The organism is Pseudomonas sp. GM49, assembly GCF_000282355.1.
GTDB lineage: Bacteria > Pseudomonadota > Gammaproteobacteria > Pseudomonadales > Pseudomonadaceae > Aquipseudomonas.
In genome coordinates, this window is the sequence record NZ_AKJL01000278.1 from 25,573 (window position 1) to 38,423 (window position 12,851).

14 protein-coding genes are annotated in these 12,851 nt (G+C 60.8%); 12 read left to right on the forward strand and 2 right to left on the reverse strand.

Annotated features, from left to right (window positions below; translation table 11 throughout):
* Positions 1 to 42: 42 nt before the first annotated feature.
* From PMI29_RS04920 to PMI29_RS04900, 5 genes are all read left to right on the forward strand, one after another.
* Complete coding sequence (locus tag PMI29_RS04920) at positions 43 to 1,020, forward strand: FecCD family ABC transporter permease (protein WP_162130688.1); 978 nt, start codon at positions 43 to 45, stop codon at positions 1,018 to 1,020.
* Positions 1,020 to 1,787, forward strand: a complete 768-nt coding sequence (locus PMI29_RS04915; RefSeq protein WP_008002615.1) for a heme ABC transporter ATP-binding protein — start codon at positions 1,020 to 1,022, stop codon at positions 1,785 to 1,787. Before PMI29_RS04920 ends, PMI29_RS04915 begins: the two co-directional genes overlap by 1 nt.
* Before the next feature lie 51 nt (positions 1,788 to 1,838).
* Entirely contained in the window at positions 1,839 to 2,726 is an 888-nt protein-coding gene (locus tag PMI29_RS04910; RefSeq protein ID WP_008002618.1) for a ChaN family lipoprotein, read from the forward strand.
* Between the two features lie 339 nt (positions 2,727 to 3,065).
* Positions 3,066 to 3,671: an SCO family protein gene (locus tag PMI29_RS04905; RefSeq protein WP_008002620.1), complete on the forward strand. Its 606-nt coding sequence runs from the start codon at positions 3,066 to 3,068 to the stop codon at positions 3,669 to 3,671.
* A 1-nt stretch (position 3,672) separates the two neighbouring features.
* Positions 3,673 to 4,182, forward strand: coding sequence for a copper chaperone PCu(A)C (locus tag PMI29_RS04900; RefSeq protein ID WP_008002622.1), 510 nt, complete (start codon positions 3,673 to 3,675; stop codon positions 4,180 to 4,182).
* A gap of 93 nt (positions 4,183 to 4,275) precedes the next feature.
* On the opposite strand, the gene PMI29_RS04895 is transcribed toward PMI29_RS04900, so the two are convergent.
* The gene (locus PMI29_RS04895) at positions 4,276 to 4,692 is read right to left on the reverse strand and encodes an organic hydroperoxide resistance protein (RefSeq protein WP_007991821.1); all 417 of its coding nucleotides are present in this window, start codon (positions 4,690 to 4,692) and stop codon (positions 4,276 to 4,278) included.
* Positions 4,693 to 4,809: 117 nt separating this feature from the next.
* Entirely contained in the window at positions 4,810 to 5,139 is a 330-nt protein-coding gene (locus PMI29_RS04890; RefSeq protein ID WP_008002624.1) for a hypothetical protein, read from the reverse strand.
* Positions 5,140 to 5,321: 182 nt separating this feature from the next.
* Between PMI29_RS04890 and potE the strand changes: the two genes are divergently transcribed.
* The 7 genes from potE to PMI29_RS0130430 all read left to right on the forward strand — a co-directional run.
* Complete coding sequence (gene potE, locus PMI29_RS04885; protein ID WP_008002626.1) at positions 5,322 to 6,731, forward strand: putrescine-ornithine antiporter; 1,410 nt, start codon at positions 5,322 to 5,324, stop codon at positions 6,729 to 6,731.
* Complete coding sequence (locus PMI29_RS04880) at positions 6,728 to 9,013, forward strand: Orn/Lys/Arg decarboxylase N-terminal domain-containing protein (RefSeq protein ID WP_008002628.1); 2,286 nt, start codon at positions 6,728 to 6,730, stop codon at positions 9,011 to 9,013. The genes potE and PMI29_RS04880 overlap by 4 nt, the downstream gene beginning before the upstream one ends.
* 196 nt (positions 9,014 to 9,209) lie before the next feature.
* Positions 9,210 to 9,611 (forward strand): hypothetical protein, encoded by a 402-nt coding sequence (locus tag PMI29_RS04875; RefSeq protein WP_008002630.1) that lies wholly within the window; start codon positions 9,210 to 9,212, stop codon positions 9,609 to 9,611.
* A complete protein-coding gene (locus tag PMI29_RS04870) occupies positions 9,611 to 10,150 on the forward strand; it encodes an HD domain-containing protein (protein WP_008002633.1) in 540 nt (179 codons plus the stop codon). The genes PMI29_RS04875 and PMI29_RS04870 overlap by 1 nt, the downstream gene beginning before the upstream one ends.
* A 202-nt stretch (positions 10,151 to 10,352) precedes the next feature.
* Entirely contained in the window at positions 10,353 to 10,631 is a 279-nt protein-coding gene (locus PMI29_RS04865) for a DUF3303 domain-containing protein (protein WP_008002635.1), read from the forward strand.
* 215 nt (positions 10,632 to 10,846) lie between these two features.
* Positions 10,847 to 12,460, forward strand: a complete 1,614-nt coding sequence (locus PMI29_RS04860) for an arylsulfatase (RefSeq protein WP_008002637.1) — start codon at positions 10,847 to 10,849, stop codon at positions 12,458 to 12,460.
* 69 nt (positions 12,461 to 12,529) lie between these two features.
* Positions 12,530 to 12,851 (forward strand): outer membrane protein transport protein (locus tag PMI29_RS0130430; protein WP_008002639.1); only part of this gene is annotated, 322 nt, incomplete at its 3' end.

Here is a 12,851-nt window from a genome sequence, read left to right on the forward strand (position 1 = left end):
TTTCGGCCGCGTCCGACCTTGATCTTTTTGCTGCTATTGCTGGTGCTGGTGTTCTGGCTGTCCCTGGCCCTCGGGCCAGTCAGCCTGCCGCTGGGCGATACCTTGCAGGCCGGGATGCGTCTGCTGGGGTTGCCGCTGGACGGTGGCGACACGCAACAGGCGGAGCTGATCCTGGGGCAGATTCGCCTGCCGCGCAGTTTGCTCGGCATCGCCGTGGGTTCGGTACTGGCGTTGTCCGGCGTGGCGATGCAGGGGTTGTTCCGCAACCCCTTGGCCGATCCGGGTCTGGTTGGCGTCTCGGGTGGTGCTGCGCCCGGTGCCGCCCTTGCCATCGTCGGCGGCAGCCTGCTCGGTGGCTTGCCGCCGGCGATCGAACCTTATCTGCTGTCGGTCAGCGCCTTCGCCGGTGGCTTGATCGTGACGGCAGTGGTGTATCGCTTCGGTCGCCGCGACGGGCAAACCGACGTTGCCACCATGCTGTTGGCGGGTGTGGCGATGACGGCCATGGCCGGTGCCGGGCTGTTCACCTACCTGGCCGATGATGCGACCTTACGCACCCTGACGTTCTGGAACCTGGGCAGCCTCAACGGTGCCAGCTATCCGCGCCTGTGGCCGTTGCTGATCGTCACCCTGGGCGTGGCGTTGTGGTTGCCACGTCGGGCGGCGGCGCTCAATGCGATGCTGCTGGGCGAATCGGAGGCCCGTCACCTGGGCTTCGACATCGAGCGGATCAAGCTTGAGCTGGTGCTGTGCACGGCGCTCGGCGTCGGCGCGGCCGTCGCGGCGGCCGGCCTGATCGGCTTTATCGGTCTGGTGGTGCCGCATCTGATGCGCCTGCTGGTCGGCCCGGATCACCGGGTGTTGCTGCCTGCTTCGTTACTGGCCGGTGCCAGCCTGCTGTTGCTGGCCGATCTGGCCGCGCGCCTGCTGTTGGCGCCGGCCGAATTGCCGATCGGCATCGTGACCGCACTGATCGGCACGCCGTTCTTTCTTTATCTGCTGGTACGAGGGCGTTCCTGATGCTGCGGGCAAACAACCTGCTGGTACGTCGTGGCAACCGCACGGTACTGGCGAACATCGATATCGAGTTGCGCCCGGGTGAAGTGCTGGGTGTGCTGGGGCCGAACGGCGCCGGCAAAAGCACCCTGCTCGCTGCTTTGTGCGGCGAGCTGACAGCCAGCGAAGGCACGGTCAGGCTCGACGAGCGTCTACTCGCGGACTGGCCGGGCCAGGAGCGGGCCAGGCGCCTGGCTGTGCTGCCGCAGAGCTCGAGCCTGAACTTTGCGTTCTCGGTCAATGAAGTCGTGGGCATGGGGCGCTTGCCTCACGCCAGCGGCCGCGTGCGCGATGCCGAAATCGTCGCCAAGGCGCTTTCATCGGCCGATGCGCTTCATCTTGCCGGGCGCAGTTATCTGGCCCTGTCCGGCGGTGAACGCCAGCGCGTGCATCTGGCGCGGGTGCTCGCTCAACTCTGGCCGGGTGCCGAAGGGCAAACCCTGCTGCTCGATGAACCGACGTCGATGCTCGATCCGTTGCACCAGCACACCATTTTGCAAGCCGTGCGCGACTTCGCCGAGCACGGTGCAGCGGTGCTGGTGATTCTGCACGACCTCAATCTGGCTGCACGTTACTGCGATCAACTACTGTTGTTGCAACAGGGCCTGCCCCACGCCTACGGTCCACCGGCAGAGGTGTTGACCGCCGAGGCGCTGGCAGCGGTGTATGGGCTGGAAGTGCTGATTCAGCAGCATCCGGAACGCGGCCACCCTTTGATCATCGCGCGCTGATACGCTCCCTCTTCTGTCATCGAGGGGGCACCTATCCAGAAAGGAAAACCGATGCGCTTTCTGTTGCTCTGTGCGTTCAGCCTGTTGGCTGCCTGCCAAACCACTCATCAGGTCACACCGCCTCCGGCGCCCATCGCCCCGCAAGGCCGTGATCACACCGACCTCGGGGTCATCCGCGAACTGGCTACCGGTCGCACGCTGACACCGCAGGAACTGGTCGAACGCCTGGCCGTTGCGCCGCGCGTTCTGGTCGGTGAACAGCACGACAACCCGGATCACCACGCCCTGCAATTGTGGTTGCTGCGCGAGCTGGCGGCACAACGTGCCCAGGGCAGCCTGCTGATGGAAATGCTCAATCCCGATCAACAGGCCAGGGTCGATGCCGCGCAAGCCGCGGCCCGCGCCGGCCAGCCACCGATCGATGCGTTCAAGGCGCTGGCCTGGCAGGCCAATTGGGACTGGAGCGTCTATGGTGCACTCGTCACTTACGCGCTGCGACAACCGTATCCGCTGTTGGCGGCGAACCTGGACCGCGCGCAGATCATGCAGGTCTACAAACAGCGCCCGGTTTTGAAAGGCGAAGCGTCCACCACTGAACAGGTGCAGGCGACCTTGCTGGACGACATCCGCCAATCCCATTGCGGCCTGCTGCCCGAAGCGCAGATGCCGGCCATGCTCGCCGTGCAGCAACAACGTGACCGGCGCATGGCCGAACGCCTGATGGCCGCGCCGACACCAGCGATGCTGCTGGCCGGTGCCTTTCACGTGCGCAAGGATCTGGGCGTGCCACTGCACCTGAAGGACCTGGGTGCCGGTGAAGGAAATGCGGTGCTGATCCTGGCCGAGGCGGGCAAGACCGTGACCGCCGACAGTGCGGATTACGTGTGGTACACGGCGGCGCAGCCGGAACAGGATTTTTGCGCGCAGCTGCGTCGTTAAGCTTAAGCGAAACATTATGGCGAGGGGGCTTGCCCCCGTTGGACTACGAAGTAGTCCCAAATACAGGCAATGCGGTTTGTCAGGTAAACCGCGTGCATCTGATTGGCGACCGCTTCGCGGCCGAACGGGGGCAAGCCCCCTCGCCACAACCCCCCCCTCGCCACAGGTGTCGGCTTGCCTTCAACCTCCGGCGCGACACTATGTCACGCCTCAGCACCGGTCCAATGGTCGTATCCGCCCCTCCAGCACCGACACAGTTTGTTAACATCCACCCGGTTTTTTCGTCTGTACAGTCACCACGCTGTCAGTTTCAGCCTGTTCAACAGGATGCTTTTTTCCATGAGTACTTTGTATACCCGCCGAACTGTCCTGCAAGGCATGGGCCTGTTGAGCCTGGGCCTGCTCGCCGGTTGCGACGACAGCAGCAAGCTGTCGTTCAAGTACGGCAAAGACCTCAGCGACAAGATCATGGGGCGCAACTTCAAGCTCAAGGACGCTCAGGGCGAAACCAGGATGCTGGGCAGCTATCGCGGCCTGATGCCGATGGTGTTCTTCGGTTTTACCCAATGCCCGGCCGTGTGCCCGACCACCCTGGCGCGTGCCGCGCAGGCCAAGAAGCTGATGGGTCGCGATGGCGAAAGGCTGCAGGTGGTCTTCATCACTCTGGACCCTGAACGCGACACACCCGAGATGCTCGACAAGTACGTCAAGGCCTTCGACCCGAGTTTCGAAGCGCTGTATGGCACGCTGGAAGAAACCGCCGCCACCGCCAAGGAGTTCGGCGTGTTCTTTGAAAAGGTCCCGAGCGGCGATACCTATACCCTCTCCCATACCGCGACCAGTTTTGTCTTCGACTCCCGGGGCAATCTGCGCCTGGGACTGTCCACGTCCCTGACAGCCAAAGAGTGCGCAGAAGACCTGCTCACCGTGATGGAGATTTGCTGAAATGAATGCCCCGCAGGCTAAAACGCGTTTCGCACAGCATTGCAAGCAACTGGCGCTGGGCTTGTCCCTGGTCGGCCTGGCCTTTCAGGTATCGGCACAAACCCGGGTCGACGACGCCTGGGTCCGCGCCACCGTGGCCGGCCAGCCGTCGAGCGGTGCCTTCATGACCGTCACCGCGAGCAGCGACAGCAAACTGCTGAGCGTGCAAACACCAGTGGCAGGGCTGGTGCAGATTCATGCAATGAGCATGAAAGACGACGTGATGAAAATGCAGCAGGTGGACGCCGTGGTACTGCCGGCCGGAAAAGCGGTGAGCCTGGATCCCAATGGCTACCACATCATGCTCATGAACCTGACGGGCCAGATCAAGGAAGGCGACAAGGTGCCGCTGACCCTGACCGTGGAAGACGCCAAGGGTGATAAAGAGTCGATCCAGGTTGAAGCCGTTGCCAAGGCGATTGGCACCATGGATCACAGCGCGATGATGCATGATCACAGCAAGATGAATTGATTTCCCCGTCAGTTAAAACACAGAACCTGTGGGGCGAGCCTTTCAGGTCTTGGCGACAACCCATGTCATTCGCCAAGACCTTTTCATGTCAACTCAAACGAGCTTGAGCACCACGTTGATGTTGTTGCGCGTGGCTTTCGAGTACGGGCAATACTGGTGCCCGGTGTCGACGATCTTTTGCGCGGTTTCACGATCCAGCCCTGGCAGGCTGACATTGAGCCGCGCCTGCAGCAGGTAGCCGCCTTCATTGGTGCCCAGGTCGACTTCGGCGTCAACGGCCACATCCTTGGGCAACGCCACTTTCATTTCCCTGGCCGCCACTTGCATGGCACCGATGAAACAGGCTGACCAGCCGGCAGAGAACAGTTGCTCGGGGTTAGTACCGCCACCGCCCGCACCTGGCGACGACAGTTTCACATCGAGGATCCCGTCGGAGCTGCGGGATGCGCCGTCACGCCCGCCCGTGGTGTGGGTTTTGGCGGTGTACAACACTTTATCGATCTGGTTCATGGTGACCTCCTGATTGAGTTGTAAAAAACCGGTTTAACGCCCCGTCTTCACGGGAATGGTCAATCAATATAGACGTCACAAGCCCACACGGTGGTTGAGCCGACCGGTGCCCGCTTTTTACTTTCGCGCCAACTTGTACCTGACACAGTCCTCATAAAAGCTCTGCCGTACAGCAGTCGGTTTCAATCGCGACGGACTGTCATAAGTTTGTTCTGTAATGCCAAGTGCCATCATGCGCATCCAGGATTTGGCGAACTTGTAGACCTGGATTTTCTGGCGGGCAGCATACAGTGAAACGCCCGAGAGCTTGAGTTCCTGTGCCCTTGCAGCGGTGCCAGCCCCCCAACTGCACATGTACTTATCATTGCTGGCCAGTTCTTTGGCTTGAGCCGAATGAGCTATACCCGCAACAACTAGCGGAATTAACGCGATCCATATCTTGCGCATCTTGACCTATTTAAGCGGTTGAAAATGAACTAATTTTGCTGAGGATTTTTAAACTTGTGGGCCAGCATCGTGCCTTTTCTGCAAATTAATGCAAAAAAGAAATGGATAACGCCATTTCTTGCGAGTTTTCAATCCTTTGCTATAGCTAAGACTCTCAATCGCCAACTAAGTGAGGCAACGGAATGTCAGTCGCAAAGAAAATGAGTGTGGGGCAACTGACAATGTTGACCGCCGTCAACATGTTGGGGTCAGGTATTGTGCTACTACCAACAAAACTGGCGGAAGTCGGTGCAATTTCGATCCTTTCCTGGCTGGTGACGGCCACTGGCTCACTCGCTCTGGCCTACGCCTTTGCGCGATGCGGGATGCTCAGCCGCAAGACAGGCGGCATGGGCGGTTATGCCGAATATACGTTCGGTAAGGCGGGCAACTACATCACCAACTACACCTACGGTCTGTCGCTGTTGATTGCCAACGTGGCGATCAGTATTACCGCGGTCGGCTATATCCAGGTGTTGTTCGGGATAAAACTCGATTCCCTTCAAGTAGGTCTGGCGACTATTGCCCTGTTGTGGATCACCACCTTCGCCAACTTTGGCGGCGCGCGCATTACTGGCCGCATTGGCGCGATCACTGTCTGGGGTGTGATTGCACCGGTGGTGCTGGTATCCACGGTGGGCTGGTTCTGGTTCGACAGCAGCGTGTATGCCGCAGGCTGGAACCCCCACGACAAGGGCTGGTTCGAAGCGGCAGGCGCCTCGGTGGCAATTACCCTGTGGGCCTTCCTCGGTCTGGAATCGGCTTGCGCCAACACCGACGCGGTGGAGAACCCTGAGCGCAATGTACCGATCGCGGTGCTGGGCGGCACCCTGGGTGCGGCGGTGATCTACATCGTCTCCACCAACGTCATCTTCGGTATCGTCGGCAACGAAGAACTGGTCGCGTCCACCGCGCCGTTCGGCCTGGTGTTCGCCAAGATGTTCACCCCAATGGTCGGCGACATCGTGATGGCGGCCATGGTGCTCGCCTGCATCGGTTCGCTGCTGGGTTGGCAGTTCACGATTGCCCAGGTGTACAAAAGCTCGGCCGACACCGGTTACTTCCTGTCGATCTTCGCCAAGGCCAACAAGGCGGGTACGCCGATTGTCGGCATGCTGGTACTGCTCGCTGCACAGACCGCACTGGCCCTGCTCACCATCAGCCCCGACCTGAGCAAGCAGTTCGACACCCTGGTCAACCTCGCGGTGGTGACCAACCTGGTGCCTTACATCCTGTCCATGGCCGCGCTGATGACCATGCAGAAAGTCTCCAACGTGCCGGAAGGCAAGGCACTGGTGACCAACGTCATTGCCCTGATCGCGGCGGCCTACAGCTACCTGGCGCTGTACAGCTCCGGTGAGCAGGCCCTGATGCTGGGCGGCGTGGCCACGATCGTTGGTTACACCCTGTTCGGTTTCGTCAACAACCGTCTGATCCGTCTCGAAGCTCTCAACAACAGCGTACCGACGCAAACCGTCAGCGCGCAGCACCTCACTGCCGAGCCAGTGCCGGTAAACAATCTGAGTAAAACCACTATGGAGGTTCAAGCATGACGGAATATAAACACTCGCTGGGCATGCTGGCGCTACTGGTCAGCAGCCCGCCAGACAAGCGAACGGTGTTTGGCCGCGCCCTGGATCAACTGGTCCACGACGTAGAGGGACGTGGTGTCAGCGTACTGGCCTCGGAAAGCCTCACCGATGCCGCCTCGATCCTGCGTTCGGACCCCGCCATTCAATGCGTGCTCATCCGTTGGGAAATGGACACCAGCGAAGGCCACGCCGACTGCACCAAATTGCTGGTCAAGCTGCGCGAGCGCAACACCCGGGTGCCGGTGTTCCTGATCAGCGACCGCACTACCGCGTCGAGTATTCCGTTGCTGGTCATGCAACACGCCGACGACTTCATCTGGCTGCCCGAGGACACCTCTCGTTTCCTCAGCGGGCGCATCCTGGCGGCCATCGAACGCTATCGCCAGGCGGCCCTGCCGCCGATGTTCGGCGCACTGGTGAAGTTTGCCCGCAACTATGAATACTCGTGGCACACCCCCGGCCATGCCGGCGGCACGGCGTTCCTGAAGAGCACCGCGGGCCGGGCCTTCTACGAGTTCTTCGGCGAGAACCTGCTGCGTTCCGACCTGTCGATCTCGGTTGGCGAACTCGGTTCGCTGCTCGATCACAGCGGCCCTATCGGCCAGGGTGAACGCTATGCCGCCAAGGTCTTCGGCGCCCACCGCACTTACTACGTGACCAACGGCTCGTCGATGTCCAACCGCGTCATCCTCATGGCCAGCGTCACGCGCAACCAGATCGCCCTGTGCGACCGCAATTGCCACAAGTCCGCCGAGCATGCGATGACCCTTTCCGGGGCGATTCCGACCTACCTGGTGCCGACCCGCAACCGCTACGGCATCATCGGCCCGATCCTGCCGCAGACCCTGAGTGCCGAAGGCGTGAAAATCGCCATCGCCAACAACCCGCTGGTCAAGAGCGGCATCGATCCGACGCCCGTACACGCGATTGTCACCAACTCCACTTACGACGGCCTGACCTACAACGTCACCCGCGTCGAAGAGCTGCTGGGCGAAAGCGTCGACCGTCTGCACTTCGACGAAGCCTGGTACGGTTATGCGCGCTTCAACCCGCTATACAGCGGACGCCATGCCATGCACGGCAACCCGGCCGATCACGACAAATCCAAGCCGACCGTGTTCGCCACGCAGTCGACCCACAAGTTGCTGGCCGCCCTGTCCCAGGCCTCGATGATCCACGTGCGCGACGGCCGTAACCCGATCGAGCATGCACGCTTCAACGAGTCGTATATGATGCACGCCTCCACGTCGCCGAACTACGCGATCATGGCGTCCTGCGACGTCAGCTCGGCAATGATGGAAGCGCCGAGCGGACAGATCCTCACCAACGAGTCGATCGAAGAAGCGATCAGCTTCCGCCAGGTTCTCTCGCGCATGCATAACGAAATGCTGAGCAAGGAAGACTGGTTCTTCACCTGCTGGCAACCACCGACCGTACAGGTTGGCGCAGCGACCGTGCCGTTCCATGAAGTCGACCCGGCTACGCTTAAAACCGATCCGAACTGCTGGGTCCTGCACCCGAACGCGGTATGGCACGGCTTCGGCGACATCGAAGATGGCTACTGCATGCTCGACCCGATCAAGGTCTCGGTGCTCAGCCCGGGCATGGGCGACGACGGCAACCTGCTCGCCAATGGCATCCCCGCCTGCGTAGTCACCGCGTACCTGGGGCGCCAGGGAATCGTGGTGGAGAAAACCACCGACTTCACCATCCTGTTCCTGTTCTCCATCGGTATCACCAAAGGCAAGTGGGGCACGCTGCTCAACGCCCTGCTCGACTTCAAGCGCGACTACGACGACAACGCCGAGCTGGAGCTGTGCCTGCCCGACCTGTACAACGCCAACCAGCAACGCTATGCCGGCATGGGCCTCAAGGATCTGGCCGACGAAATCTTCGCCGCCATGAAGAAACACAAGACCACCGCCAACATGTCCCAGGCCTTCGGCACCCTGCCAAAAGCCGAATTCAGCCCGGTGGAGGCCTACGAAAAACTGGTGCGCAACGACATCGAACTGGTGACCCTCAACGAAGCTGCCGGGCGCCTCGCCGCCACCGGTATCGTGCCGTATCCACCTGGCATCCCGTTGCTTATGCCGGGTGAGAACGCAGGGCCTGCGGACGGTCCGTTGCTGGCGTACCTCAAGGCGCTGGAAGCGTTCGACAGATCCTTCCCCGGCTTCACCCATGACACCCACGGGATCGAAGTCGAGGACGGCGTTTATCGGATGCTGGTACTGAAATGAGGTAAGCGAGACTCACCCTAAAACCTGTGGGAGCGAGCCTGCTCGCGATAGCGGACTGACATTCAGCAATGATGTCGACTGATACTCCGCCATCGTCGGATCGCCGCCCGGAGCAAGCTCGCTCCCACATTGCATTGCGTCTCCCCCTAAAATCCCTATGGGCAAACTCAATCACGGCGCTCTATGATTGATCCCCATGACCACCACCACTGCGATTCGCTCACCCTGCCCGCCCGGTGCCTGCGACTGCGGGCGTGACCCGTTGCTGGAAACACCGGGGGCGGACCTGCGCATTCTGTTTCTGACCCGCAACGAAGAAAAACGCCTGATCGAACGCTTGGAGAACCTGCAGAGCCTGAGCGATCTGGAGCACCTGCAACGGCGCATGTTCGAACAGTTGGGCATTCGCGTGGACATCGCCCCCGGCTTCAACGAAGTGCGCACCATGCGTGGCATCGGCATCCAGATCGGCGAACTGCCGGGGCTGTGCCGCAAGACCCGCGCCAATATCCCAGCCGCCATTCGCCGGGCCATGGAAAAGCGACCGGAGATTGCCTACGAGCTGCTCAATGCCAACGACCTGTTGCGTGACGCCTGATGAAGCCCATTCTCGATTTCCCCCTCACCGACAAGATTCTCACCTCGTTCGCACTGGCCATCGGTGCCGACCTGCAGGGCTACCGCAACCACATTTACCGGGTGCTGAATTTCCATACCGCCCTCAACGGTGCCGAAGGCCTGCCCTCGGAGGCCGTACAAATCGCAGCGGCGTTTCATGACCTGGGCATCTGGACCGATGACACCCTTGACTACCTGCCCCCGTCCATTGCCCTGGCCACTGAGTACCTGGACAACCAGCAACGACCGGAACTGAAGGATGAAGTCAGCGCGTTGATACTTGAACATCACAAGCTGCGCCGCTATCGCGGCGCCTACGTCGACAGCGTCGAACCCTTCCGCCAGGCCGATCTGGTGGATGTGTCCCTGGGCCTGGTCCGTTTCGGCTTGCCCCGCCCCTTCATCAAAACCGTGCAGTCGGCCTTTCCCGATCATGGTTTTCACTCGATGCTGGTGAGGCTTTCAGCAAAGCAATTCATCCGCTCGCCGCTGCGGCCGCTGCCCATGTTTCGCTGGTGAAACAGGCGTCTGTTACCCCCTCGAAAATGCACCGGAACAGGATCAGCGGTCGTACATGAATCGCGGGGCACTGCTATGCCTTCCTTGGGAGATTTTGCCGCAAGCCAGCAGGACGGAGCTGGAAACCCAAGCGTGGCCACGGCCCCGGCGCCAGCCAGGTACGCGCAGAACACAGGTGCCAGTGCGCAACAGGAGGTGGCCGATGTTATTCATCGTCAGTTGGACAATCAGCCCTGACAACCGTGATGCCGCAATCGCACGTTTTCTCAAGACCGGTGGCGCGCCGCCCGCAGGCGTCACCATGCACGGACGCTGGCACGCCGTAGGGAGTTCGGCCGGCTTCGGCATTGCCGAGGCGAGTGATTTGGTGCCGATTCAAAAGTGGGTGCTGGAGTGGAACGACCTGATGAGCATGGACGTGCACGCCGCATTGACCGATGAGCAAATCGCACCCTTGCTGGCCGCCACTGCCGGCCGGTAATGACGATGAAGGCGGCGAGTATCGCTCGCCGCCCGATTCGACCGGCGCCTTTGCCGGTACGCCATTTCGGTGCAAGTGCCTGAAACGCTGACTTTCCGACTATTCAATACTGGATATTTCGCAATTCAAACCTACGCTCTTCGCGGGGGTTACGAATTTCAACGGCGGCTGGGGGCGCGTCTCTATGTACTAACGCAAGTACGCAGGAGCTCGACATGAACCGGACAACCTTATCCTCGATCTTCGCCATCCCCCTGTTGCTGCATGCAATGGCATTTCCTGGCCTGACCCTGGCCGCCGACAAAGCCCCCAACATCCTGGTGATCATGGGCGATGATATCGGCTGGTCGAATATCGGCGTCTACAACCAGGGCATGATGGCCGGCAGAACGCCCAATCTCGACCAACTCGCGAATGAAGGCATGCGTTTTACCGACTACTACGCCGAAGCCAGCTGCACCGCCGGGCGCGCCAACTTCATCACCGGCGAACTGCCGATTCGTACTGGCATGACCACTGTCGGCCAGGCGGGCTCGCCCGTAGGTATTCCCGCCGAAGCCGTCACCATCGCGACCGCCCTCAAGGCCATGGGGTATGCCACCGGCCAGTTCGGCAAAAACCACTTGGGCGACCTGAATCAGTTCCTGCCCACCGTCCACGGTTTCGACGAATTCTTCGGCTACCTCTATCACCTCGACGCCATGGAAGACCCGGCGCACCCCAATTATCCGAAGGAACTGCTGGAAAGCGTCGGCCCACGCAACATGGTCCACAGCTGGGCCACCACCACCGATGACGCCACCGTGATGCCGCGCTGGGGCAAGGTCGGCAAGCAGAAAATCGAAGACGCCGGCACGCTCTATCCGGACCGGATGAAAACCGTCGACGACGAGATTCGCGACAAGGCCTTCTCTTTCATCGACAAGGCCAAACAGGACAACAAACCGTTCTTCGTCTGGCTCAACCCGACCCGCATGCACATCGTCACGCACCTGTCCGACAAGTACCAGGCCATGCGCAACTCGGAGAATGGCTGGTCGGAACAGGAAGCCGGCATGGCGCAGCTCGATGACATCGTCGGCGACGTCCTGGCGAAGCTGAAAAAAGACGGCATGGACGACAACACCATCGTGATTTTCACCACCGACAACGGCGCGGAAAACTTCACCTGGCCCGATGGCGGCACGACGCCGTTCGCCATGGGCAAAGGCACGGTCATGGAAGGTGGCTTCCGGGCGCCGGCGATCATTCGCTGGCCGGGCAAGGTGCCAGCCAACCAGGTCGCCAACGGCATCATGTCCGGCATGGACTGGTTCCCCACCCTGGTCGCGGCGGCGGGTAACCCGAACATCAAGACAGAGCTGCTCAAAGGCAAACAATTGGGCGACACCACCTACAAAGTTCACCTGGACGGCTATGATCAAACTCCAATGATCACCGGAAAAGGTCCGTCGAACCGGCATGAAATCTTCTACTTTGGAGAGAGCGCCCTGGGTGCGATCCGCATCGATGACTTCAAGTACCGCTTCATCGATCAGCCCGGAGGCTGGCTGGGGGCCAAGGTCACGCTGGACATGCCGATCCTGACTAACCTGCGCCTCGATCCGTTCGAACGCGCCGGATGGCCGGAGAACATGGCGGCCAATGGTTCGCTGGAGTATTTCGAGTGGTTCAAATTCCAGTTCTGGCGTTATGTGTTTGTGCAACAACAAGTGGTCAAACTGGCCGAATCAGCCGTGGAGTTTCCGCCAATGCAGAAAGGTGCGAGCTTCAATCTTGAAGCGGTCAAGGCCAAGATCGAAGCGGCCCGGGCGGCCATGGCCAAGTAAACAGCCGAAACCATGGGTGGCCGGCATAGGCCACCCACATTCGAAATGGACATTTGCCGAGGTAGTTACATGCGCACAAGCCCACTGGCCCTACCTGCCTGTACGCTACTTGCCCTGTGCTGCCAGCCAGCCTGGGCCGGCGGCATCATGCTTTACGAAGTCGGCACCGATAACACCGGGCTGGCCAACGCCGGTGCCGCTGCCCGTGCGCAAGGCCCCTCGACCATCGCCAGCAACCCCGCGGGCATGAGCTACCTGCCGGGCACGCAAATCACCGCCGGCTTGCAGGTTCTATACGGCGATTTGAGCTTCGACCGCGACGCCGGCACCAACACCCCGGGCAGCGGCAGTGGCAATGCCCTCGATCCGATTCCCGGTGGCAGCTTTTTCA

Bases quoted from the DNA above. Each gene is read 5' to 3' on its own strand.
- PMI29_RS04915 (WP_008002615.1), top strand. From the start codon at position 1,020: ATGCTGCGGGCAAACAACCTGCTGGTACGTCGTGGCAACCGCACGGTA.
- PMI29_RS04895 (WP_007991821.1), bottom strand. From the start codon at position 4,692: ATGAACCAGATCGATAAAGTGTTGTACACCGCCAAAACCCACACCACG.
- PMI29_RS04860 (WP_008002637.1), top strand. From the start codon at position 10,847: ATGAACCGGACAACCTTATCCTCGATCTTCGCCATCCCCCTGTTGCTG.
- PMI29_RS04870 (WP_008002633.1), top strand. From the start codon at position 9,611: ATGAAGCCCATTCTCGATTTCCCCCTCACCGACAAGATTCTCACCTCG.
- PMI29_RS04910 (WP_008002618.1), top strand. From the start codon at position 1,839: ATGCGCTTTCTGTTGCTCTGTGCGTTCAGCCTGTTGGCTGCCTGCCAA.
- PMI29_RS04905 (WP_008002620.1), top strand. From the start codon at position 3,066: ATGAGTACTTTGTATACCCGCCGAACTGTCCTGCAAGGCATGGGCCTG.
- potE (WP_008002626.1), top strand. From the start codon at position 5,322: ATGTCAGTCGCAAAGAAAATGAGTGTGGGGCAACTGACAATGTTGACC.
- PMI29_RS04880 (WP_008002628.1), top strand. From the start codon at position 6,728: ATGACGGAATATAAACACTCGCTGGGCATGCTGGCGCTACTGGTCAGC.
- PMI29_RS04875 (WP_008002630.1), top strand. From the start codon at position 9,210: ATGACCACCACCACTGCGATTCGCTCACCCTGCCCGCCCGGTGCCTGC.
- PMI29_RS04890 (WP_008002624.1), bottom strand. From the start codon at position 5,139: ATGCGCAAGATATGGATCGCGTTAATTCCGCTAGTTGTTGCGGGTATA.
- PMI29_RS04865 (WP_008002635.1), top strand. From the start codon at position 10,353: ATGTTATTCATCGTCAGTTGGACAATCAGCCCTGACAACCGTGATGCC.
- PMI29_RS04900 (WP_008002622.1), top strand. From the start codon at position 3,673: ATGAATGCCCCGCAGGCTAAAACGCGTTTCGCACAGCATTGCAAGCAA.